This is a genomic window from Deinococcus depolymerans, from assembly GCF_039522025.1.
In the GTDB taxonomy this organism is placed as follows: domain Bacteria; phylum Deinococcota; class Deinococci; order Deinococcales; family Deinococcaceae; genus Deinococcus; species Deinococcus depolymerans.
On sequence record NZ_BAAADB010000023.1, the window covers coordinates 1 to 22,454 of the forward strand.

The 22,454-nt window shown below is 71.1% G+C and carries 22 protein-coding genes; 11 read left to right on the forward strand and 11 right to left on the reverse strand.

Features of this window, described 5'->3' with window-relative positions; genetic code table 11:
- Nucleotides 1-184: 184 nt before the first annotated feature.
- Together ABDZ66_RS12015 and ABDZ66_RS12020 are read right to left on the reverse strand one after the other, a co-directional pair.
- Nucleotides 185-1,654 carry a sensor domain-containing diguanylate cyclase gene (locus ABDZ66_RS12015; protein WP_343759193.1) on the reverse strand — a complete coding sequence of 490 codons (1,470 nt, stop codon included), beginning with the start codon at nt 1,652-1,654 and terminating at the stop codon, nt 185-187.
- Nucleotides 1,638-3,230, reverse strand: coding sequence for a FecR domain-containing protein (locus ABDZ66_RS12020; protein WP_343759196.1), 1,593 nt, complete (start codon nt 3,228-3,230; stop codon nt 1,638-1,640). The genes ABDZ66_RS12015 and ABDZ66_RS12020 overlap by 17 nt, the downstream gene beginning before the upstream one ends.
- A gap of 57 nt (nt 3,231-3,287) precedes the next feature.
- On the opposite strand from ABDZ66_RS12020, the gene ABDZ66_RS12025 reads away from it, so the two are divergent.
- The 3 genes from ABDZ66_RS12025 to ABDZ66_RS12035 all read left to right on the forward strand — a co-directional run bounded on the left by ABDZ66_RS12025 (nt 3,288) and on the right by ABDZ66_RS12035 (nt 6,344).
- Nucleotides 3,288-5,180, forward strand: coding sequence for an ABC-F family ATP-binding cassette domain-containing protein (locus ABDZ66_RS12025; RefSeq protein WP_343759198.1), 1,893 nt, complete (start codon nt 3,288-3,290; stop codon nt 5,178-5,180).
- A gap of 269 nt (nt 5,181-5,449) precedes the next feature.
- Nucleotides 5,450-5,956: a hypothetical protein gene (locus tag ABDZ66_RS12030; protein WP_343759202.1), complete on the forward strand. Its 507-nt coding sequence runs from the start codon at nt 5,450-5,452 to the stop codon at nt 5,954-5,956.
- Between the two features lie 205 nt (nt 5,957-6,161).
- Nucleotides 6,162-6,344 (forward strand): DUF1540 domain-containing protein, encoded by a 183-nt coding sequence (locus tag ABDZ66_RS12035; RefSeq protein ID WP_055362967.1) that lies wholly within the window; start codon nt 6,162-6,164, stop codon nt 6,342-6,344.
- A gap of 919 nt (nt 6,345-7,263) precedes the next feature.
- Here ABDZ66_RS12035 and ABDZ66_RS12040 read toward each other — a convergent pair.
- Nucleotides 7,264-8,484: a toxic anion resistance protein gene (locus ABDZ66_RS12040; RefSeq protein ID WP_230295493.1), complete on the reverse strand. Its 1,221-nt coding sequence runs from the start codon at nt 8,482-8,484 to the stop codon at nt 7,264-7,266.
- Between the two features lie 89 nt (nt 8,485-8,573).
- Between ABDZ66_RS12040 and ABDZ66_RS12045 the strand changes: the two genes are divergently transcribed.
- Complete coding sequence (locus ABDZ66_RS12045) at nt 8,574-9,146, forward strand: GNAT family N-acetyltransferase (RefSeq protein ID WP_343759208.1); 573 nt, start codon at nt 8,574-8,576, stop codon at nt 9,144-9,146.
- Nucleotides 9,147-9,213: 67 nt separating this feature from the next.
- Here the strand turns inward: ABDZ66_RS12045 and ABDZ66_RS12050 are convergent, their stop codons facing one another.
- Together ABDZ66_RS12050 and ABDZ66_RS12055 are read right to left on the reverse strand one after the other, a co-directional pair.
- Complete coding sequence (locus tag ABDZ66_RS12050) at nt 9,214-9,810, reverse strand: BsuPI-related putative proteinase inhibitor (RefSeq protein WP_343759209.1); 597 nt, start codon at nt 9,808-9,810, stop codon at nt 9,214-9,216.
- A 96-nt stretch (nt 9,811-9,906) separates the two neighbouring features.
- Complete coding sequence (locus ABDZ66_RS12055) at nt 9,907-11,388, reverse strand: serine hydrolase (RefSeq protein WP_343759213.1); 1,482 nt, start codon at nt 11,386-11,388, stop codon at nt 9,907-9,909.
- A 55-nt stretch (nt 11,389-11,443) separates the two neighbouring features.
- Between ABDZ66_RS12055 and gatC the strand changes: the two genes are divergently transcribed.
- The 4 genes from gatC to ABDZ66_RS12075 all read left to right on the forward strand — a co-directional run bounded on the left by gatC (nt 11,444) and on the right by ABDZ66_RS12075 (nt 14,044).
- Nucleotides 11,444-11,737 (forward strand): Asp-tRNA(Asn)/Glu-tRNA(Gln) amidotransferase subunit GatC, encoded by a 294-nt coding sequence (gene gatC / locus ABDZ66_RS12060; protein WP_343759218.1) that lies wholly within the window; start codon nt 11,444-11,446, stop codon nt 11,735-11,737.
- Complete coding sequence (gene serS / locus ABDZ66_RS12065) at nt 11,737-13,014, forward strand: serine--tRNA ligase (RefSeq protein ID WP_343759220.1); 1,278 nt, start codon at nt 11,737-11,739, stop codon at nt 13,012-13,014. The genes gatC and serS overlap by 1 nt, the downstream gene beginning before the upstream one ends.
- A gap of 65 nt (nt 13,015-13,079) precedes the next feature.
- On the forward strand, nt 13,080-13,607 hold the full coding sequence (locus tag ABDZ66_RS12070) for a DinB family protein (protein ID WP_343759222.1): 528 nt from the start codon (nt 13,080-13,082) through the stop codon (nt 13,605-13,607).
- Nucleotides 13,604-14,044 carry a hypothetical protein gene (locus tag ABDZ66_RS12075; protein ID WP_343759225.1) on the forward strand — a complete coding sequence of 147 codons (441 nt, stop codon included), beginning with the start codon at nt 13,604-13,606 and terminating at the stop codon, nt 14,042-14,044. The genes ABDZ66_RS12070 and ABDZ66_RS12075 overlap by 4 nt, the downstream gene beginning before the upstream one ends.
- Nucleotides 14,045-14,202: 158 nt before the next feature.
- Here the strand turns inward: ABDZ66_RS12075 and ABDZ66_RS12080 are convergent, their stop codons facing one another.
- Nucleotides 14,203-14,481: a hypothetical protein gene (locus ABDZ66_RS12080; RefSeq protein ID WP_343759227.1), complete on the reverse strand. Its 279-nt coding sequence runs from the start codon at nt 14,479-14,481 to the stop codon at nt 14,203-14,205.
- Between the two features lie 436 nt (nt 14,482-14,917).
- Here ABDZ66_RS12080 and ABDZ66_RS12085 point away from each other — a divergent pair, with 436 nt between their 5' ends.
- Both ABDZ66_RS12085 and ABDZ66_RS12090 read left to right on the forward strand, forming a co-directional pair.
- Nucleotides 14,918-15,436 carry a hypothetical protein gene (locus ABDZ66_RS12085; protein ID WP_343759229.1) on the forward strand — a complete coding sequence of 173 codons (519 nt, stop codon included), beginning with the start codon at nt 14,918-14,920 and terminating at the stop codon, nt 15,434-15,436.
- Entirely contained in the window at nt 15,370-16,071 is a 702-nt protein-coding gene (locus ABDZ66_RS12090) for a ComF family protein (protein ID WP_343759231.1), read from the forward strand. The genes ABDZ66_RS12085 and ABDZ66_RS12090 overlap by 67 nt, the downstream gene beginning before the upstream one ends.
- A 15-nt stretch (nt 16,072-16,086) precedes the next feature.
- On the opposite strand, the gene ABDZ66_RS12095 is transcribed toward ABDZ66_RS12090, so the two are convergent.
- The 5 genes from ABDZ66_RS12095 to ABDZ66_RS12115 all read right to left on the reverse strand — a co-directional run bounded on the left by ABDZ66_RS12095 (nt 16,087) and on the right by ABDZ66_RS12115 (nt 19,001).
- Nucleotides 16,087-16,629 (reverse strand): DUF1684 domain-containing protein, encoded by a 543-nt coding sequence (locus ABDZ66_RS12095; RefSeq protein ID WP_425544429.1) that lies wholly within the window; start codon nt 16,627-16,629, stop codon nt 16,087-16,089.
- 2 nt (nt 16,630-16,631) lie between these two features.
- Complete coding sequence (locus ABDZ66_RS12100) at nt 16,632-16,850, reverse strand: RNA-binding S4 domain-containing protein (RefSeq protein WP_189064052.1); 219 nt, start codon at nt 16,848-16,850, stop codon at nt 16,632-16,634.
- 68 nt (nt 16,851-16,918) lie between these two features.
- Nucleotides 16,919-17,515: a hypothetical protein gene (locus ABDZ66_RS12105; RefSeq protein WP_343759234.1), complete on the reverse strand. Its 597-nt coding sequence runs from the start codon at nt 17,513-17,515 to the stop codon at nt 16,919-16,921.
- The gene (locus tag ABDZ66_RS12110) at nt 17,512-18,069 is read right to left on the reverse strand and encodes a hypothetical protein (protein WP_343759236.1); all 558 of its coding nucleotides are present in this window, start codon (nt 18,067-18,069) and stop codon (nt 17,512-17,514) included. The genes ABDZ66_RS12105 and ABDZ66_RS12110 overlap by 4 nt, the downstream gene beginning before the upstream one ends.
- Complete coding sequence (locus tag ABDZ66_RS12115; RefSeq protein ID WP_343759238.1) at nt 18,066-19,001, reverse strand: Ig domain-containing protein; 936 nt, start codon at nt 18,999-19,001, stop codon at nt 18,066-18,068. The genes ABDZ66_RS12110 and ABDZ66_RS12115 overlap by 4 nt, the downstream gene beginning before the upstream one ends.
- Nucleotides 19,002-19,125: 124 nt before the next feature.
- Between ABDZ66_RS12115 and ABDZ66_RS12120 the strand changes: the two genes are divergently transcribed.
- The gene (locus tag ABDZ66_RS12120) at nt 19,126-22,071 is read left to right on the forward strand and encodes an insulinase family protein (protein ID WP_343759240.1); all 2,946 of its coding nucleotides are present in this window, start codon (nt 19,126-19,128) and stop codon (nt 22,069-22,071) included.
- Nucleotides 22,072-22,454 lie beyond the last annotated feature (383 nt).

The following is a 22,454-nucleotide window of genomic DNA, read 5'->3' on the forward strand; positions in this document are numbered from 1 at the left end:
CACAACGGCAGGCAGCTCAGAATGCTGAAAAGTACGTCCTGACCGGGATGGAGCAGGACGGACTCCTGCTTAAGGCCGCGTGACACGACATCGGCAGGGAAGTGGAAACTCTTGCTCGGATTGAATGGCTTACAAAGCCGTTCAATCCGAGCCCGTATAAGACTGCATCTTTATGGCAAGTGCGCTAGCCCCGCTGTTCGCGCTGGTATTTCACGCGGTAGCGGCTGCGGCTGGCCGCCTCCACGAGGTCGATGGGCGTCTGGATGTCGGGACTGGTGCGGGCGGCCCCGACGCTGGTGCGGACGTGCAGGTCACGGTAGGAGAGCTGCCCGAGGGAATCCTGCAGGCGCTGCGTGACGAGGGCCATGTCCTGGGTGCTGGCGTTGTCGAGCAGGACCGCGAACTCGTCGGGTCCCCAGCGGAAGATCAGGTCGCCGCGGCGTTTGTGTTTCATGATGCGTCCGGACAGGTCGCGCAGCAGTTCGTCGCCGGCCTGCAGGCCGTACAGTTCGTTCACCTTGCGAAAGCCGCTCAGGTCGACGAGCAGCAGGCCCAGCGGCCGGGCGGCGCGGCCGGCCCAGCGCTGTTCGAGGGCGCGGGTGAAGGCCACGCGGTTCCCGAAGCCGGTCAGGGGGTCGCGCACGCTGAGGTTCCGCAGGTTCCACCAGCGTTCCAGGGCGACGAGGGCCGTGCCGAGAATCGCGGCGTACGAGAGCGTCACGCCGGGCAGCAGGATGTTCCCCAGCCACAGGGGAATCGCGGCGGCCAGCGTCAGCATGGCGAGCCCGAAGCCCCACATGCCGCGTGCCAGGACGGCCGTGACGGCGGTGGCGACGGCCAGCAGCGCGATCAGCCAGGTGGGGAGGCGGGTGAAGGGCGGGCTGAGCAGGCTGGAGACCGCGCGGGCCTGCAGGGCGGCGCCGGCGACGGTCTGCCCGGTGACGTCGCGGACGGTGGGGCCGCCGGTGCCGGTGGCGGTCAGGCCGACGATGACGATCTTGCCCTGAATGTCACCGTAGCGGACGTTGCCGTTCACGACGTCCCGGAAGGGAATGACGGGCAGGCGGTCCTGGTCGGGGGAGCTGTAGCGCAGCAGTTGCGGTTCGGTGCTCAGTGGGACGTTCCGGCCGGCGGCGACGGCCAGCTGCCGCGCGAAGCTGGCGCCGAGGGGGCCGCGGTCGCCGGTGGGGTAGCCGGTCTGGAAGGTGCGGACGATGCCGTCGGGGCTGACGTTCAGGGCGCTGATGCCGGTCGGGGAACGCCAGTCGGGGCTGGCGAGCAGGCCGCTCTCGCCGGGGGCGGTGGCCAGGACGACGTTCGGCTGACTGAAGGCGTCGGCGAGGCGGCGGTCGTTCAGGGCGGGGTCGCTGAGCAGCACGTCGATGCCGATGGCGGTCGCGCCGGCCTGGTTGAGGGTGCGCAGCGCCTGCCCGTACAGTTCGCGGGGCCAGGTGCCGATGCGGCCGTAGTCGCGCAGGGAGGCGTCGTCGATGCCGACCAGCACGATGCGGCGGTCGGTGGCGCTGGGCAGGGCGCGGTTCAGGGCGTCCCAGAGGCGCGGGTTGTCCGGCAGGATCAGGGTCAGCAGCAGCGCGAGGACCGCCGCCACCGGGACGGTGTACAGCGCCAGCGAGCGGTCAGGGGATCTCAACATGGCGTTCGTTGCCTGCCTCGTCCTTCAGGGTGAGGTGACCCGTGGCGTCCGGGCGGGCCAGCGGGAGGGTCCAGTCGAGCGCGGCGGGGCCGGGCCTGACGAGACGGCGGTACGTGGCGCCGCCGAGGGTCACGCTAAGCTGCACGTGGGTGCCGCTGATGAGCGAGCCGCTGTCCTGCACGTCGCCCGTGAGGTGCAGGATCCGCCCGGAGCGGGTGGCGCGGAACGTGACGGTGGGGGCGGTGCGGTCGATCACGACGGGAGCGCGGCCCGTGACGGTCTGCCCGAGGCGGCGCGCGGTGACCTGCGCCTCGTAGCGGCCCTCCGGGAGGCTGTCTTCGAGGCGTTCGAGGCGGAATGCGCCGCCCGCGCCGCTGAGGGTCACGCTGCGGCCGGCGACGCTGGCGGTCACGGTGGCGTCGGGCAGGCTGCGGGCGCTGAGGGTCAGGTCCTGCATGCTGCGCGCCCCTCGCGGCAGGGCCAGGGTGAGTGGGCGGGCGCGTTCGGCGTCCAGCGACTGGTTGAAGCGGTCGAGAGCGTCGGGCGTCAGGGTGCCCAGGGCGCCACTCTCCGCGCGTTGCTGTCCGGCGCTGACGGTCTGGTCGGCGTTGCCCGGCAGCGCCACCTGCCCCTCGAAGACCTTCACGGTCCCGCTGGCGTCCACGCGGAAGACCGTGCCGCGCACGGCGGTACTGACGACCGGGGTGTCGAGGCGGTAGCCGCCCTGTCCCTTCTGCACGACGTTCCAGGCGGTGCCGCGTGAGAGTTTCAGCAGGACCTCGCGGCCCCGTTCGGTGCGTTCGACGGCCAGGACGCTCAGTTCGCTCTGTTCGTTCAGGCGCAGGTAGCCGCCGCCCGTGAAGCCCACCTCGGCCCAGGCGCCCGCGTCGGTGTTCAGGCGGCTGCCGGGGTCCAGGGTCTCGCCGACGTCCGCGACCCGCGTGCGGCCGCCTTGTTCGATGTGCACCATGCCGCGGGTCGCCTCGACGTTCGCGCTGCCCAGCCCGCGGAACTGCGAGGCGTACCAGGGGTCCGTTTCCCGGAAGGCGCTCAGCTGCCCGCTTCCCAGGTTCAGTTGCTGCGCGGCGCGCACGGTGATCAGGCGTCCGCCCAGGTCCACGCGGGCCTGTCCGGTCAGCACGGCGACGCGGCGCGTGACCCGGCCGTCGAGGTCCACCCGGATCTGCCCGGGGCTGTCCATCACGACGTGGTTACCGGCGACATGCACGGCGACCGGTCCGCGCAGGAAGAAGCGGCCCTGCGTGAGGTCCGCCTCGTCCCGCAGGCGGCGCAACTGCGAGGCGCTGCCCATCACGACCTGCCCGTTCCCGGTGGTCAGGACCGCGCGGCCCGTGCCGGTGCGCAGCGAGGTGGTCACGGCGGCGCCGGCGGGCTGGGCGGCCCAGGTGCCGGCCTCTCCGAGCGTCTCGACGCTGCCCTGCACGGCACTGAGGGTCGGGGCGCTGCCGGCTGCGAGGGCGAAGGCGGCGCCGCCCAGCAGGAGCAGCGCCGTCAGGGGAACGACCCGGAGGTTCGAGTGGAGCTTCGGAACTGCTGCGGGGGCCGTCACCTTCATTGAATCCAGTCTACGAGAAAAATCTGACAATTTCGTAACGCGCGTATACTGAGGGGCGTGCTTGTTGCCGTCGTGGATGCCAGTAAGGAGTACGGTCCGCTGACCGTGCTCAGCGAAGTGAATTTTGCCGTGCAGCCGGGCGACCGGGTGGGTCTGGTCGGCCGCAACGGGGCCGGGAAAAGCACGCTGCTGAAACTCCTGACCGGGCAGCTCACCCCCGACGGGGGCACCGTGAAACGCGCGCCCGGCGTGCGGGTCCGGTCGCTGCAGCAGGATCCGGTGTTCCCGGACGGCGCGACCATCGACAGCGTCCTGAACGCCGCCTTCCAGGACCTCGACGCACTGGAGGCCGAACTGAGCGCCGCCGCCGCCGCCATGAGCAGCGGCACACCCGAGAGCATCCTGCACCACGAGGCGCTGCTGGAACACTACCAGCGCCGGGGGGGCTTCGAGCGCCGCAGCCGCAAGGACGCCGTGACCCTGGCCTTCGGGTTCCGGGGCCGCGAGAACGACTTGGCCGCCAGCCTCAGCGGCGGGGAACGGACCCGGCTGGGTCTGGCGGCGCTGCTGGTCGAGAACCCGGACGTGCTGCTGCTCGACGAGCCCACCAACCACCTGGACATCGTGATGGTCGAGTGGCTGGAAGGCTTCCTGGGCCGCTACCCGGGCGCGGTGCTGGTCATCAGTCACGACCGTACCTTCCTGGACACCGTGACCCGCGAGACCGCTTACCTGCGCGGCGGCACCCTGAAGATGTACGCCGGGAACTACACCAAGTTCCGCGAACTGCTGGAAGTCGAGCAGGAGCAGCAGGCCGCCCGGCACGCCATCGAGAGCAAGCAGATCGCCAGCCTGCAGGCCAGCGCGGACCGCATGAAGATCTGGGGTCTGGGCATGAGCAAACTCGCCCGGCGCGCCAAGGCCATGCAGGCCCGCGTGGACCGCATGCAGAGCCGCGCGACCGCCGCCCCGGCCGCCGAGCAGCGCACGGCCCGCATCACCTTCCACGCGCCGGAAAGTGGCGACGTGATCCTGGACGCCCGGCACGTCACGCGCGTGCTGCCGGGGGGTCGCACCCTGTTCCGGGACGTGAGCGTGCAGATCCGCCGGGGTGAACGCATCGCCATCATCGGGCGCAACGGGGCGGGGAAGACCACCTTCCTGCGGACCCTGCTGGGCCTGGAGAAAAGCGACGACCCCCGCACGCGCCTGCTGACCGGGGCGCGCGTGACGGTCGGGTACTACGATCAGGCGCTGCGCGGCGTGGACCCCAACGACACGCTCTACGACGTGGCCCGCGCGTACACCCAGAAGGACCCGCAGGCGCACGACCTGCTGGGCACCTTCATGTTCCCGTACGACCAGCACGACAAGCAGGCCCGCATCCTCTCGGGCGGCGAACGGGCCCGCCTGGCCCTGCTGAAACTCGCGCAGGAGGACCACAACCTGCTGGTCATGGACGAACCCACCAACCACCTGGACATGGAGATGGTCGAGAGCCTGGAAGTCGCGCTGGAGGACTTCGGCGGCACCCTGATGATGGTCAGCCACGACCGCGCCTTCATCGAGGGCCTCGCCGACCGCATCTGGCTGATCGAGGACGGGCAGTTCTACGAGTACCCCGGCTGGGAGGACTACAAGGCCAAGCACCGCACGGCCGCCGAACTGGAAGCCGAGGCGCTGGCCGCCGCCCCGAAGGCCGCCCCCAAGCCTGCCGCGCCGAAAGCGAAGGGCCTGTGGCACCTCAAGCGCGAGGTCGAGGCCATCGAGGCGGACATCGCCCGCCTGGAGGCGCAGCTGGAAGAGGCGCAGGCCGCCCTGAACGCCGCGCCCGCCGACGCCGACTTCGTGGCGCTGGGGCAGGCGGCGCACGACCTGGAAGTGCAGCTGGAGGCGAAGATGGCCGCCTGGGGTGAGCGGCAGGCCGAGGTCGAGGAGAAGGGCGGCTGATACGGATTCCGTTTGTTTCGTTGACGACCCGGAACGGCACCGGGTCGTCAACTCCACGTCCGGAGGGGCGCTTCTCTCCTACTCGCATCCGCTCGGATTGAACGGCTTTGTAAGCCATTCAATCGGAGTCCGTATGACCGCCGGGAGGCTGGGGGGCAGCTGGACGGGTCCGGCCTTCCCGGACAGCGCTTCGCTGGACAGTGCCCCCCCCGGCCGGTGCTTACGAATCTCACCCGGGCCGCCCTATCCTGAGTCCGGAAGTCAGGATTATGACCAGCCCCCACCCCCAGACCCCCCCGGCCACCGCCCCCACCGCCGCGCACGCCCGCTCGCTGCACCGGGCAGCCGAGGCGTTCCTGGCGCACACCCACCCCCGCGCCCCGCTGCGCCTGAACCGCGTGACCCTGCACGGCGTCACCTACGCTGCCGCGCCGGACCCGGCCGCGCTGCGCCTGAACCGCGCGCTGGCCGAGGAAGTCGTGATGGTCGCCCTGGCCCCCGCCGAGGCCGCCCACCTGAGCGGCACGCCCACCCCCGACGGCGGCCGGGACGCCCGCATGCTCCTCGACTGCGCCCTGACCGACCCGGACGAACGCGACACCCTGGACGCCTACCTGAGCGTCCTGCGGGGCCGCACCCGCGCCAGACTCCGCCGCGCCTGGACCGAGATCGAGGTCCTGGCCGCCGGACTGCGCGAACACGGCGAACTGGACGCCGCGCAGGTCGCGCACCGCGTCGCCTGCGCCCAGGGCATCCGCGCCAGCCTGCTCAACTGAAGCCGGGGTCCGTGTGAAACAAATGAGGGACTGCAGCCGCCACGCAAGTGTCGGAGGGAACCGCAGTCCGCTCCAGCAGCCCAAAAAGCGGCTGGAACGCAGAAAACAGACCCGTTTACTCGGAATCCGCCCCTTCCCTTCACCGTGCAGCGCAGCTCACCATCCCCCGCCCACACGGGCCGCACGCTGAAGGCAGGAGGGTCCCATGAACGACGACACCCAGAGCATGGTCAGCCGCTGCGACGCCACCACCTGCCGCTTCAACGAGGACATGAACTGCACCGCCGGCCAGATCGAGGTCAGCATGAGCGGCCAGACCGCCCAGTGCCTCACCTTCGCCCCGGCCGACGCCATGAACGAAAGCCAGAGCGCCCGCGCCGACAACTGAACGCAACAGACCCTGTACAGAAGCGGGCCGGACGCCTCCCATAGGGGCGTCCGGCCCGTTTCTATCCGAGCAAGAGTTTCCACACCTGTTGGAGCCGTGTGCCACACGACGTCATGAGGGCGCGGAGAAGGAGAAACGTCGGTCAGCACGTCATTTTCCCCCTTGCGTCTTGGAGAGAACTTTTAGCCGTGACAAGCCCTTCTCAGCCTGAACAGCCCGGAGACAAGCATCGGGCGGTCGAACAACGAGAAGGCGAGAGACGCCGGATGTCGTGTGGTACGGGGCGCAAGGAACAGATACGCGCAGAATGCTGTGCTGACCGACAAAAATCCGTGTAGGGCCGTGATTGGCAGCGTTCTGGAGGGCATCTCGTGCCGCCTGGAAACTCTTGATCCGAGCGGCCGGACCTTCACCACTCGCGGTTGCGTCAGGTGCGTGTGGTGAAGGGTCCGTATAAGCAATGGTGGGGCCAGATTCATAACTTCAGGGCAGACCAGCGATGAACACGCCGCGTCTACCCCTCCCCCTTGAGGGGGGAGGCGGGGAGGGGGTGAGCAGGAATGGCGTGACGACGTTGTCGATGCCTGTCCCCTCTGGTGCTTGAACAGTGTCCGTACCATTGGTCATACGGACTGCCGTTTGTTTCGCCAACAATCCTGAGCTTCACCGCCTCTGCCGGCTTCACGTCCGGAGGGGCGTGTTATACGGACTCCGATTGAATGGCTTACAAAGCCGTTCAATCCGAGCGGATGCGAGAAGGAGCAAAACGGGTTCCGGACGTGGAGTTGACAGATCGGTGGTGTTCCGATCTGTGAACGAAACAAACGGAATCCGTTTTGCTCCCGCTGTGCGGGGCAGCTCTACGAGTCGCTTCGCTCGGATTGAATGGGCTACAAAGGCCATTCAATCGGGGTCCGTATCAGATTTTCAGCTCGCCCTGTGGCGTGACGTTCAGGTCCTGCGCGAGTTCGCGGGACGCCTGCTGCCGCTCGCGGTCCAGGTACGTCTGCGCCTGCGCGACCTCCTTGTCCAGCACCTGCATGGTGTCCTGGAAGCGTTCCAGCGCCTGCTGCCGGTACGAGCTGATGGCGTCCAGCGCGCCGTACACGTCCCGGAACGCCGCCTGGATGATCTGCGGGTCCACGGTGGCGCTGCCCGCCTGCCGCTGGATCTCGGTGCTCTGCTGGCGCAGCAGGCTGGCGGTCGAGCCGATCATCTTGCCGGTCGTGTCGTTCAGGGCCGTCACCTGACCCAGCACGGCCTGTTGCGTCCCGAGGGCCTGCGAGACCATCAGCGCGGTCTTCAGGGCGCTGACGGTGGTGGTCGTGGCGCGGTCCACGCCCTTGATCAGTTCGAGGTTGTTGCGCCGCACGAGGTCCAGCGCCAGGTAGCCCTGGATGCTGACGGCCAGCTGGGTCAGCAGGTCCGTCACGCGCTGCCGCACCGCGAACAGCAGTTCCTCGCTGACCATGCGGGCCTTGTCGGGGTCGGTGGCCTGCAACTCCTGGAGGCGCTGCGTGAGGGCCTCGTCCACGGCCTTCCCGACGTGCGCGTACTGCCGGAGTTTCTGCATGGTGTCCCACAGGTGCACCTTCTCGGTCTCGATGGTGGCGTTGTCGCGGCGCAGTTCGTCCTGACCGCGGTACAGCGCCTCCAGGATGCCGTTCAGGTGCGACTGCGCGCTCTGGTACTTGTCCAGGGCGTTCTGCACCTTCTTCCCGCCGGGCAGCAGGCCCAGGAAGCGGCGGGGCGTGGCCGCGCGGCTGGGGTCCAGGTCCTCGACGGTGCGGCGCAGGTCGGTCAGGCCGCGCAGGATGTCGCTGCCCTCGGCGAGTGCGCCGACCTTGGTGGCGCGCAGCGGGCGGTCCAGCATGCGGTTGCTGCTCTGCGCGGCGGCCCGCTGTTCGGGCAGGCCGAGTTCATGCACGGCGTCCAGCTTGCGTTTGAATTCCGGGGTGTGCGCCCCGGCGCTCAGGACGTCCTGAGCGAAGGCGCGGGCCATCTGGTCGAGCCGTGCGCGGTCCTCGGCGGACAGTGGCACCATCTCCGGCGCTTCCTGCGCCCGCACGGCCGGGACGGCGTCCGGCGCTTTCAGCAGGGAATCGGGGGGAGTCAGCGGACCGGAAGTACCATCGCTCATGCCCCCCATTACGCACCCCATGCGTGAGGAGTTGCATCCGGCAGAAGGCGTATGTCCACAGATTCCCGGCCGGGGTACGCTGCGCGTCGATGCCCACACCGCCCAACGTGACCCTGCCCGTCCTGACCCTGCGTGACCGCCGTGACGACGACCTGCCCACCCTCTGGCGCTGGCTGCATGCCGAGAGCGGCCCGGAATGGAAACGCTGGGACGCCCCGTACTTTCACGCGGGCAGCGGGCCGTCCACGCTGTCCCTGACGGACTTCACGGCCCGCGAGCGTGGTCGTGCGCCCGATCCGCACGGGCAGATCATCGCGCTCAGCGGCGCGTGTATCGGGCAGGTCACCCGCCACGAGGAAGCCCCGGCGGGCGGCGGCTGGTGGGAGCTGGGCCTGCTGATCTTCGACCCCCGGCACTGGGGCGGCGGGCTGGGCACGCGGGCGCTGGACCTGTGGGCGGCGGCGACCTTCGAGCAGACGGACGCGCACGTCCTGACCCTGACCACCTGGGGCGGCAACGAACGCATGGTGCGGGCCGCCGCCCGCGCCGGTTTCCGCGAGTGCGCCCGCATCCCGCAGGCCCGCGCTTGGGCCGGGCAGCGCTGGGACAGCGTGAAACTCGCGCAGGTGCGGACCGACCGGGCCGCTGGTCAGGCGCCCTGACAGACCGGCATGAAACAGCGGGCCGCCTCACACGCGGCCCGCTGTTCCGTGAGCCGGTGGGGGGCGTTCAGTTTTCCAGCGTGACCGGGTAATCGGTGGCGACGATGCTCACGCCCGCTCCGTTGAAGTAGGCGCGGATGGTGTACTCCCCGGCAGGCAGGGCCTTGCCGTCGCTGCCCCGGCCGTTCCAGCGGACGCTCTGCACGTCCATGGTCTCGCCGGGCGCGACGTTCGTGACGACCAGCTGCATGGTGCAGACCGTGTTCGTGGGGTTGGCGCGCACGACCTTGCCGGCGGCGTTCAGGACCTCGAAGCGTACGTCGCAGGCTCCGTGCTGCAACTCGATGGGGTTCTCGCCCTCGTTGGTCAGGTTGAAGGTCCAGGTGGTGTCCTGCCCGCCGCGCAGGCTGGCGGGGCCGCTCAGGTTGGCGCTGTGCGGGGTGGTCAGCGCGGGGTTCAGGGCCGGCCGGGCCGGGGTGGTGGGTGCCGGAGTGACGGGTGCCGGAGTGACGGGTGCTGGGGTGCTGGGCGCGGGCGTGGTGGGGGCCGGCGCGGCGCTGCGGGGCGGCAGGGCCGGAATGGTGAAGATGCTCACCTGGGCCTGGGCGGACAGCGTGCCGAGCAGGGCGATGGACAGCAGGGCCGTGCGGATGCGGGGCGTCATGCCCTTCACTGTGCGCGGCCCTGCCTGACGCCGGGTGAGGAACCCCGAGCGAACCTTCAGGGAAGGCGTGGGGTGCGGTGTGTGGTGGGGGTGGGATCAGCGCAGCAGGCGCAGCACGCCGCCGTACAGTGCCAGGAACTGCGGGTCGTTCAGGGGGCGGGCGTCGTTCCAGGTGGCGCTCACGCAGTACGTGCGCCCCGCCGGGGTGGTGACCTGGGTGGTCAGGTTCAGCACGCCGGGTTCGCTGCCGCCCTTGAAGCTGACGCTGCGGAACTCGGCGGGGTCGGCCACGCCGGGGTTCAGCTGCGTCTCCTTCAGCGCGGCAACCTCACCCATCAGGCGGCACAGACGCCCCGTGCTGGCGAACCATTCCACGTCCCGCGCCAGGGGACCGCCCGCGAACGCCGAGGTGGCGGGCAGCGGGGCCACGCGCGCCCGGTCCAGCACCGCCCGCCGCGCCGGGACGTTCAGGACGGCGGCGCGGTACTCCGCGAGCAGCGCGGCGTTCGCGGGGTTCTTCAGCGCGAAGGCCTCGCGGGTGCCCGGCATGGGCCGCTGACCGAACCGGGCCTCCACGCCCGCGCGGCCCACGGCGTTCAGCAGCAGGTCCGTGGCGGTGTTGTCGCTCTGCGAGATCATGCGCGCCGCGAGGTCCCGCAGCGTGTACCGGCTGCCGGTCGGCGCGTCCTGCAACGTGCCGCTGGGGAGGCTGCGGTCGGCGTCCGTCAGGGTCAGTTCGTCGGTCCAGGCACGCTGCCCGGCGCTGACCTGCGCCTGCAACTCGGCCAGGATCGCCAGTTTGAAGGTGGACCCGACCGCCAGCGGCCGCGCCGCGTTCAGGGCGACGAGCGGGGCGCCGCCCTGAACGCCCACCTCCTGCACCAGCAGGCTGACCTGTCCGGGCAGCGCGGCGAACGCGGCGCGCGCCTCGTCGGGCGAGCCGAAGGTCACTTCTGGCGTGACGGGTGCGACGACCAGCGCGGTCACGCGGCCCTGAGCGTCCAGCGTGAACTGCCGGACGGTCAGCGGGCCGTTCTCGAAGATCAGGGTGGCGCCGGTCGCGCTGAGTTGCACGTCCTGAAGCGGGCCGTACTGGGCGCGCAGGCCCTCCAGGAAGGACTGCAACTGCGCTGCGGGCAGCGCCTCCAGGAACGCCGGGGAGAACAGCGCCGGGTCCAGCGGTCCCCCGAAGATGCGCTTCAGCAGCTCACGCGGCGAGCCGGTCCCGGTCGCGTCCGTGGTCGCCACCAGCGGCGTGAAGCGCAGGCCCGTGAAACGTCCCTGGTCGTCCAGCGCGGCCTGCACGCCCAGTTGCCCCTTCTCGAACACGGCCACGGCCATTCCGCCCTGCATCTCGGTGCGCTGGAAGGCGCCCAGCTGCGCGCGCAGGCCGTCCAGCGCCGTCTGAAGCTGCGCGGCACTCAGGACCGCCTGGAGGTCCGGGGCCAGCCACGCCGCCTGCACCGGCCCGCCGAACAGCCGCGTCACGGCAGCCGGGATGTCCGGGGTGGCCTGCGCCTGCGCGGACGCCAGCAGGGAGACGCTCAGGAACACCGGGGCACGCCAGGAAGGTCGCATGGCACCCGGTACGCGGCCCGCCGGGTCCGGGTTCCGCGCCTCTATACTTCTGGGCATGATCGACGCGGCCCAGATAGACCACCTCGCGCAGCTTGCCCGGCTGCACCTGACCCCGGAGGAACGCACCGCCATGCAGGGCGACCTGACCCGCGTGCTGGGGTACTTCGAGCAGCTGAACGAGGTGGACACCAGCGGCGTGCAGGAAATGCAGCGCCCGGTCGACCTCGTGAACGTCCTGCGCGACGACGTGCCCGGCGCGGTCTTCCCGCAGGCCGCCGTGACCGCCCTCGCCCCCGAGAGCATGCCCGACGGTCACATCCGCGTTCCCCGCACCGTGGAGGCCGACTGATGTTAGACCTGAAATTCATCCGTGAGAACGCCGGGGCTGTCAGGCACGCCGCGCAGGTCAAGGGCGTGAGCATCGACATCGACGAGCTGCTGCGCGTGGACCGCGAACTGGTGGACCTGAAGCAGCGCGTGGAGGCCATGCAGGCCGAACGCAACGCCAACGCGAAACTCGTGCCGAAAGCCAGCCCGGAGGAACGCCCGGCGCTGATCCAGAAAGGCAAGGACCTCGCCGAGGAGATCAGGGGCCTGGAACCCGCCCTGCGCGCCCACGAGGACAGCCTGAAGGTCATGCTGCTGCGCGTCCCGAACATCCCGCACGCGTCCGTGCCGGTCGGGCGTGACGACAGCGAGAACGTCGAACTGCGCCGCGAGGGACAACTGCCCGAGTTCGACTTCACGCCGCTGGACCACGTGGACCTGCTGGAGAAACAGGGCTGGAGCGACCCAGAGCGCGTGGCCCGCGTGTCCGGCAGCCGCAGCTACCTGCTGAAGGGCGAGGCGGTCATGCTGGAGATGGCGGTGCTGATGTTCGCCATGGACTTCCTGGCCGGGCGGGGCTTCACGCCGCTGTCCACCACCGCCCTGGCCCGCCCCGAGGCGTTCGTGGGCAGCGGGCACTTCCCCGGCGGGGAGGACCAGGTGTACCGGATCGAGGGCGACGACCTGATGCTGGCCGGGACCGCCGAGGTGCCCGTGAACAGCCTGTACGCCGGAGAGCAGCTGCACCACGAGCAGCTGCCGATCACGTTCGCCGCGATCAGCGCCGCGTTCCGCAGCGAGGCCGGATCGGCCGGGCGGGACGTGCGCGGACTGATCCGCGTGCACGAGTTCCGCAAGGTCGAGCAGTACGTGCTGTGCGAGGCCAGCGAGGAAATCGGCCTGGAGTGGTTCGCGAAGATCCTGGCGAACGCCGAGGCGCTCCTGACGGCCCTGGAACTCCCGTACCGCGTCGTGCAGAACTGCACCGGCGACATGGGTGCCGGCAAGGTCCTGATGTACGACATCGAAACCTGGGTGCCCAGCGAGCAGGTGTACCGCGAGACGCACTCCTGCTCGTACCTGGGCGACTGGCAGGCCCGCCGCACCGGCCTGCGCTACCGCGACGCGGGCGGCAAACTGGTCTTCGCGCACACCCTGAACAACACGGGCGTCGCCGCGCCCCGCATCCTGGTGCCGCTGCTGGAAAACCACCAGCAGGCCGACGGGACCATCCGCATTCCCGAGGCGCTGCGCCCCTACCTGGGCGGCAAGGCCGTGATCGGGCAGCCCGTCCGCTGACCGGCGGGAACGTGGCGCGCGGCGTGCGGTGGCCGGCGCGGACGGGCAGCGCTACACTGCGCTGCATGACACAGCCCCTGACGGACCCGGCGGTGCTGGCCGTGATGGGCGCCACGCCCGACGACGTGCGCGCCCGCCTCACCAAGGAACTCGACCGCTTCAAGGCCCAGCTGCGCACCCGCCACGCCGACTGGACGCGCGTGCAGCCGGGCCGCGAGTGGAGCCCCGCCCAGGACGCCGAGCACGTCATCCTGATCAACGACTCCATCTCGCGCGGCGTGACGCTGCTGCTCTCGGACCGGGAACTGCGGCCCTCGCCCCGCGCGCCCGGCGAGACCACCCCGGACGGCCGCCGCGTCGCCCCGCCCCACACCCGCCCCAGCGACACCGGGCTGGCCTGGGAGGACCTGGACACCCGCTGGGCGCAGAGCCGCGCCGGACTGGAACGCACCGCCGCTGACCTGCGCCCCACGCCGGGCCGCACGCTGTGGCACCCGTTCTTCGGGGAACTGGACGCCATGGACTGGATGCGCATGGTCGCCATTCACCTGAACAACCACCGCAAGCAGCTGGAAGCCAGTGCCAGCGCATGAGCGACCCCACCACTTCACCTGCCAGTACCCGCACGGACAAGGGCGTGCGTGGCTTCGAACTGGACATCCACGTGGCGTTCACGCAGCCCCTGGCGGCCGCGCAGGCCCGCGCGGCCCTGCTGGCCCTGGACGGCTTCACCGTGGACCTGTACCGCCCCCACCCGGCCGCGCTGCACGCCGACCAGGCCGGTGACGCGCCCGACGCGGTGCCCTCGGCCCGCCTGACCGGCCCCCTGCGCGACCCGGACGTGCTGCGCGCCGGCCTGAGTGCCCTGCTGGGCGGCCCGGCCCGCTACGTGGAAGTCGGGGTGCGCGGCTTCCTGCGCAGCGCCGCCGGGCAGACCGAATGGATGCCCTGGAAACGCAACGCCGTGCTGCCCCGCGCGGACGTGGCGCGCGTGACCTTCGAAGAGGGCGTGCGTTTCGTACTCGAGTGACTGGCCCGGACGGCAGTCCGTGTCATACGGATTCCGTTTGTTTCGTTGACGACATGGAACGGCACCGGGTCGTCAACTCCACGTCCGGAACCCGTTTCTCTCCTATTCGCATCCGCTCGGATTGAATGGCTTATAAAGCCATTCAATCGGAGTCCGTATCAGGCGCTCTGCGGCAGCACCAGCGCGCGCGCCTTGACGCCCGCCTCGAGTGGGCGCAGGACCAGCGTCAGCAGGGTCGTGGCCGGACGCAGCAGGTACGGCAGGACGCTGTCGTTCAGGGCCGCCAGCGCCCGGCCCGCCTCACCGACCGGCAGGTCCCGCAGGACCAGCACGGCGCGCGTGGCGGCCACGTCCGTCCAGATGTCCACCCGGCCCAGCAGGTCCTCCCCGGCGTGGGAACGGTACTCGAATTCATGCAGGGACCGCAGCAGATACATCGTCGGACACTCTCCTCTGGAAGGGGGGAAACGGCAGGCAGTGGGGCAGGGGCGAGGCGGAAGCGGGGACGGCCGGGGACGCGGCGCGGCGACCGGAAGACGGAACCAACGTTCAGGGAAGGCTGTGACGCCCAGCTTAGGCGCTCCCCGCGTGTCCTTTGTCCCGCCACACACCTGTGATACGGACTCCGATTGAATGGGCTGCAAAGCCCGCTGGGTCCGAGCGGATGCGACTCGGAGAGTTGCTCCGCAGAGAAGGAGAGAAGCGGGTTCCGGACGTGGAGCCGGCAATCCGGTGAAGTTCCGGATGGTCGGCGAAACAAACGGAGTCCGTATGATTCCCGCGCAGTCTGCCGCGCCCGGGTGAAGTGGGCGTGAAGATCGGATGGGACCGGCCCCGCGCCGCTCCCGGTGTCCGCCCCCTACACTGGGCGGCGTGACCGCTCCCGTGACGGAACTGCTGCGCGAGTACCAGGGATACGTGCTGGCCTACCGCCTGCGCCGCGCCGTGGGCGGCCAGGTCGCGCCGCCCGGCGGGCAGCTGAGCCTGGCGCAGTACGCCGCGCTGCGCCTGGAACGCCAGGACCTCGCCCGGTCCCTGATCCGCCGGGGCATGGACAGCGCGCAGATGCGCCGACTGGACGCCCTGTCGGACGAACTGATGTTCGGGTTCTGGTTGAACCCGGCCGAGGTCGCCGCGTTCCTGCGCGCCGCGATCCGCGAGGGCGGTCACCCCGCGCTGGGCGACCCGGCCGCCTTCGCCGCGCTGCTGACCCCGACCGAACGCGCCCGCCTGGGCGAGAGCGGCGTGCAGCGCGTCTGCGCGCACCACATCGCCAGCTTCTCGCTGGCCGCGCCCATGCTGGACCCCACCGGACTGAACGCCGCGTGGCAGCGCATCCAGGAGACCGAACCGCCCCTGTTCCTGGACGAACTGCAGCGGGGATCGCCCTGAACGCCGCGCAGCTGCTCGGGGACGCCCTGCGCGCCCTGCTGCCCCGCGCCTGCCCCGGCTGCGGCGGGCAGCTGGGCCGCGCCGCCGGCCTGTGCCCCGCCTGCCGCGCCCACCTGCACGCCCGCGTGGAGGCGCACAGCCCCCTGCGTGCCCAGCCGGTCCCGCACCTCGTGACGCTGGGCGCGTACCGGGGCGTGAACCGCCGCGTGGTCCGCACCCTGAAGTTCGGCGGGGCCCGCGACCTCGCCGCCGTGCTGGGCGAGGCGCTCGCGCAGGGCGTGCCCACCCACTGGGACGTGCGGGCGGTCGTGCCCGTGCCGCTGCACCCGGCCCGGCAGCGGCAACGGGGCTTCAACCAGGCGGAACTGCTGGGCCGCGCCGTGGCCGCGGGGCTGGGCGTGCCGTGCGTGCCGGGTCTGCAACGCACCCGCCACACCGCGCAGCAGGCCCGCCGTCACGCCGCGCAGCGCGAGGACCTGCACGGCGCGTTCCGCGCCCACCCGGACGCGCTGCCGGGCGGTCCGGTGCTGCTGATCGACGACGTGTTCACCACCGGCAACACCCTGCTCGCCTGCCAGGACACCCTGAAGGAGGCGGGCGTGACGGAGCTGTACGCCGCCGTCATCGCCCGCTGACGGCAGGTCCCCCGGTCAGGGCAGGCGTTCGCCCGCCGTGACCGCGTCCGGCAGCCAGTTCTCCCGCGGGGGCAGCGGGCAGGTCCAGCCGTCCCCGTACGCGCAGTACGGGTGGTACGCCAGGTTGAAGTCCACGCGCACCAGCGCCCCGTCGCCGCCCAGCTGCCGGTCCAGCGGGGCGTCCAGGTAGCGGCCCGCGCCGTACGTGCCGCCCTCGGCCGCGCCGCTCGTGGCGTCCCGGAACGGAATGAACACCCGCGCCGGCTGTTCCTCGCCCAGCGGCGCGAACACGCTCAGGGTCCGCTCGCCGCCCGGCAGGGGCACCGTCACCTGCCCGTAGCGGGCCATGAAGCGTGTCTCGCCGGTGTTCGTCTCCAGCGGGAACTCCGCTGCGTCCTGCGGCAGGCGCTCGAGCAGCACCGTGAACGCCCACGCCTCGTCCGGCGCGAAGTACCGCAGGCCGTGGAACGCCTGCGGGTCCACCGGCCCCTTCCCGGCCGCGAAATGCTGGTCCTTGCGGTTCCGGAAGTCCAGCACCGCCTCCTCGTACAGCCCCACGCTTACCAGTCCACCGTGACGCGCTGCCCGGCGTACTCGACAATGTCACCCCGGCGCAGTTTGCGGCGGCGGCGGGTCTCGATCTGCCCGTTCAGGCGGACCTCGCCGCCCTGCACGCGGAACTTGGCCTCACCGCCCGTCTCGACCAGCCCGCGCATCTTCAGGAAGTCCTGCAGGTCGATGGTGTCCGGGTCATAGGGAGAGTAACTGGAATCGGTCATGCCGGGCAGCGTAGCAGGGTGGGCGGGGCGGGGTCTGTGCGCCCGGTCCCCGCCCCGCCCGGCGAGGCTCAGCGTTTGTTGTACTGCTCGCTGAACAGGCGCAGGTCGGCGTCGTCCACCCGGCGGTCCTGGTTCAGGTCGCCGCTGGTGCCGGGCTTGCCGTAGTTGTTCATGAGGATGGCCAGGTCGGTCAGGTCGATGCGGCCGTCGCCGTTCAGGTCCGCGCCGCTCAGGGCGGTCCGCGCGGCGCTGGGCGTCCAGTCCTTCAGGCCCAGTTCGCGGGCCAGTTCGCCCTGCACGGCCTCCGCCAGCGGCAGCGGGCCGCGCGGGTTGAACTCGATGCGGCGTTCCGAGCCGCTCACGAACAGGCGCGCGGCGACGTCCGGGTTGAACGGCGCGGCGCTCGGCCCGCTGCCGCCCAGCGTCAGCAGCGGGCCGCCGCTGGTGTCCAGCGTGACCGGCAGTTCCGGCGTGCTGATGGCGGCCAGCGCGGCCTGCACGGCCCTGGTCAGGGCCTCGCCCTGCGGGCGGAGTTTCACGCTGGCGGCGTCGGCGTGGCCGTGCGACGCGCCGGTCAGTGCGGCGGCCAGCAGCGCGGCGATGCGGGTGCGGCGGTCCTGCGTGCGCCGCAGGTGTCGGGCCAGCCGGGAGCGGGGAGCGTTCATGGGCGCACCTCCCGCGCCGCCAGGATCGCGGCGCGCAGTTTTGCCGGATCCGTGATGGTCTCGGTGGCGGGCGGGGTGGGCGTGGCAGCCGGTGGGACAGCCGGGGTGGCCGGCGTGACGGCCGTGACAGCCGGCGTGACCGACACCCCCGGAACCAGACTGCCGTTCACGACCGGGTAGAAGCCCTGGTTGAACCCCACCAGCGGACTGTCGAACCGCCCCGCGTACAGCAGCGCGATCACGTCCTGACCGCTGCGCAGGTCCGGCAGGTCGGCCACACCCTTCAGGAACAGCAGCGCCGGCGCGCCGCCCTGCCGGGGCAGGCTGGCCGGGTCGCCCGCGATGGTCTCGGTGACGGTCAGCGGGTACGCCACGTACGTCACGTCGCCGTCCCGGACCTCGGCGGGCGTGCCGAGCGTGGCGCGCACGATCACCTCGGCCTTCCTCGCCTGCTGCGCCAGGGTCAGGGGGGGCGCGGTGGTGGCCCGCGCCGCCCCGGTCAGTCCCAGCAGGCCCGCCAGCAACGTCGCCTGCAGGGCCGGGCCGGCCCTCACGGTTTCCCTCCGGGGGTGGGCGTGACCGGGGCCGGTGTGGGCGCGGCCTTCCCGGGGACCGCGTTCTCCGGGAAGGTCTTCTCGGCCGCGGCCTTCTCCGGCGTGGCTTTCTCTGTCGCGGCCTTCTCCGGCGTGGCTTTCTCGGCAGCGGTCTTCTCGGCAGCGGCTTTCGCGGCGGCCTCGTCGCGTTTCTTCTGCTCGTCGGGCATCAGCCGCTCGGACAGCAGCTTGCCCTGCCCGTCACGCGCCTCGTACCCCAGCGCGCTCCCGCTCAGCGTGACTGGCTTCGTGACCTTCAGGCTCAGCAGCGCCACGCGCGCCCCGCTGCGCGGCGCGGCCTTGAAGCCCACGTCCACGGTCAGGCGCTGACCCTCCTGCCGCCAGAACAGCACGCCGCCCGTCTCGCCCGGCTGCGCGCCGCCGAGGCTCACGCCGGCCGGCAGGTCCCACACGAACCGCGCGGCGCGCACGTTCCGGGGCGCGCTGATGGTCACGGGCACGCGCGTGTCCCCGCGGATCTCCCCGGCCGGCAGGGTGGGCGCCAGGGACAGCGGCGGCAGGTCCTGCACGGTCACGCGGTACTCCTTGCTGTTCTTGCTCAGCGTGGCGTCCGTGACGGTCACCGTGAACGCGTAGGTGCCGCTGGTCTTCGGCGTGCCGCTCAGGGTCAGGCCGCTGAGGGTCAGGCCCGGCGGGAGGGTGCCGCCCGACTGCCGCGCCGCGTACGGACCGGCACCGCCCGCGACCGTCAGGGTCGCCGTGTACGCCTCCCCGGTGTACAGCGGCGGCAGCCCGGACGGACTGTCCGCGAAGTACAGCGCTTCCCGCGCGCCGCTGGCGGAGGTTCCCGTGATCTCCTGTCCGCAGGCCGCCAGCAGGGCCGTGAGCAGGCCGGCCAGCGCGAGCCGGACAGCGGTTCGGTGAGGTGCCATATGCCCCGCAGTGTACCTGCCCGCACCGGCCCTCCCGGTGAGATTCGCATGACGCCCGCCCCGCACCGGGAATCGTCGCGCATTCCAGCGTTCCGGGCGGGGGCGCGGCATTAGACTCGGGGGCATGACTTCACTGGTATCTGCTGCGCCCCGCGTGGGCGAGCGTCTGGGCCGTTACACCGTCGAGCGGGTCGAGGCCCTCCCGGAAATGCAGGGCACGCTGGTGCTGCTGTCGCACGAACTGGGCGCCCGGCACGCGCACGTGATCCGCGAGGACGACAACGCCGCGTTCGCGGTGACCTTCCCGACCGTTCCCAAGGACAGCACGGGCGTGGCGCACATCCTGGAGCACATCGTCCTGATGGGCAGCCAGCGTTACCCGGTGCCGGACCCGTTCTTCGCGATGCTGCCGCGCAGCCTGAACACCTTCATGAACGCCATGACCAGCAACGACTGGACCACCTACCCGTTCAGCACCCGCAACGAGCAGGACTTCTTCAACCTGCTGTCGGTGTACCTGGACGCCACGTTCTTCCCGCTGATGCGCTACGAGTCCTTCCGGCAGGACGGGCACCGCTTCGAGTTCGAGACGCCCGACGACCCCACGACCCCGCTGAAGTTGCAGGGCGTGGTGTACAACGAGATGAAGGGCGGCATGGCGAACCCCGGTTCGGTCATGTGGCGGGCCTTCGGGAAGGCGCTGTACCCGGACCTGACGTACGCGAACAACTCCGGCGGCGCACCCGAGAACATCCCGGAACTGACCTACGAGAACCTGCGGGCCTTCCACGCGGCGCACTACCACCCCAGCAACGCCTTCTTCTACACCTACGGGAAGCTCCCGCTGGAGCGAATCCTGGACGCCATCGAGGCGCACGTCATGGGGCAGTTCACGGCGCAGACGCTGGACGTCAGCATTCCCGATCAGACGCCGTTCACCGCGCCGCGCCGCGAACGGGTCGAGTACCCCGGCACCGACACCGAACGCGGCGCGCAGGTGAGCGTGCTGTGGAAACTGGGCCTGACCAGCGACGCCGACGCCAACCTGCGCTGGAGCGTCCTGAGTGACGTGCTGCTGGGCAACCCGGCCGCGCCCCTGACCCGCCCGCTGATCGAGTCCGGACTGGGGGCGGGCCTCGCGGACCTCAGCGGTTACCGCGACTCGTTCCGGGAGGGCGCGTTCGCCGTGGGCCTCAAGGGCCTGGGGGCCGGGCAGGTGCAGGCCGTCGAGACGCTGGTGCTGGACACCCTGCGCGCCATCGCGCAGGGCGGCATCGAACCCGAACTGATCGAGAGCAGCCTGCACCAGTTCGAGATCGGCCAGAAGGAAGTCAGCAACGCCGGGTACCCCTTCGCGCTGCAGGTGATGTTCCGCATGCTGGGGCCGTGGCTGTACGGCGGCGACCCGCTGACCGGCCTGCGCCTGGACGCCGAACTGGACCGCCTGCGCGCCGACCTGAACGCCGGGCGCGTCTTCGAGCCCATGATCGAGGAGGGGCTGCTGAACAACCCGCACCGCGTGACGCTGGAACTCGCGCCGGACCCGGAACTCGCCGCGCGCACCGAGGCCGACGAGCAGGCCCTGATCGACCGCCTGAGCGCCGAATTCACCGACGAGGACCGCGCGCGCATCGTGGCCGAGAGCCTGCGCCTCAAGGAACTGCAGGCGCAGGAGCACCCGCTGGACACCCTGCCCACCCTGAGCCTGTCGGACGTGCCGCCCAGCGTGCCGCGCGTGCCGTACCGCACCGAGGACGCGGGCCGCGCCCTGATTGCCCGCATCGCCCAGCCGACCGGCGGCCTGAGCTACCTGGACGTGCAGGTGCGCCTGCCGGACGTGCCGGACGACCTGCTGGACGCCCTGCCGCTGTACGCCTTCGCCGTCACGCGCGGCGGCGCGGCCGGGCAGGACTACGTGGCCCTGGCGCGCCGCATGGAGGCCGTCACGGGCGGCGTGAGCGCCAGCGTCAGCGCCGGCGTGCGCCCCGACGACCTGAACGCCCTGCGCCTGAGCCTCAGTTTCAGCGGCAAGGCCCTGGCCCGCAACGCCCCCGCCCTGACCGGCGTGATCCGCGACCTGCTGGCCGCGCCGGAATTCACCCGCGACCGCCTGGAACAGCTGCTGCGCCAGCGACTCGCGGGCCTGAAGGCCAGCGTCGTGCAGAGCGGCAACGCCTACGCCGAACGCCTCGCCGGGGCGCAGGTCAGCCCCGCCGGGGCGCTCGGCGAACGCTTCGGCGGCCTGAGCGCCCTGAACACCCTCAAGGGCATCGTGGAAGGGCGGGCCGTGGAGGATCAGAGCGGCGGCATCCGCGGCCTCGACGACCTCATGGCCCGTTTCGGCCGCATCCGCGACCTGATCCTGACCGGCACGCCCGTCCTGGCCCTGACCGCCACCGAACCGGACCTGACCCTCGACCTGAGCGGCGTCACCGACCTGTTCACGGGCAGCGCCCCCGTCGGCCGCCCCGCCCCCACCCCCGCTCCGCGCCGCCCGCAGGCCCGCACGACCGACTCTCCGGTCGCGTTCAACGCCGTGGCGTTCCAGACCGTGCCGTACACCCACCCGGACAGCCCCGCCCTGCTGGTCCTGTCGCGCCTGCTGCGCAGCAACTACCTGCTCAAGGAAATCCGCGAGAAGGGCGGCGCGTACGGCGGCGCGGCCAGCTTCGACACCCGCGAGGGCGTGTTCGCCATGAGCAGCTACCGCGACCCGAACGTCGCCCGCACCTACCGCGTGTTCCGCGACGCCCGCGCCTTCCTCGACACGCCCCTCGGGCAGCGCGAACTGACCGAGGCGATCCTGGGCGCCAGCAAGGTCCTCGACCCGCTCACCAGCCCCGACACCGCCGGACGCATGCGCTTCTACAGCGACCAGGCCGGCTACACGCCCGACGTGCAGGAAGCGTACAAGACCCGCCTGCTGGCCGTCACCCTCGACGACCTGCGCCGCGTCATGGACACCTGGCTGACCCCCGACCGCGCCGCGTACGCCGTCGTCACCGGCCGCGACCCCAACGACGACACCCTGAAAGAACTCGGCCTGACCTTCGACGTTCAGGGCGTGTAATCAATGGTGCGGACAGGCTCATACCTTCAGGGCAGACCAGCGATGAACACGCCGTGTTGACCCCTCCCCCTTGAGGGGGGAGGCTGGGAGGGGGTGAGCAGGACTGGCGTTACAGAAGACGTGTTCCATGCTTGTCCCCTCCTGCGCTTGAACAGTGTCCGCACCACTGATCATACGGACTCCGATTGAATGGGCTGCAAAGCCCGTTCAATCCGAGCGGAGCGAGTGGGAGCAACACGGCCCTCCGGACGTGGAGCCGGCAATCCGGTGAAGTTCCGGATTGTTGGCGAAACAAACGGAGTCCGTATGAAGGAGGCCGCAGGGAGTGGAGGGGCTGGAGGCGGCCCCCCACCCCCGGAAGCCGCGCGACAGAGGAGGCCCGC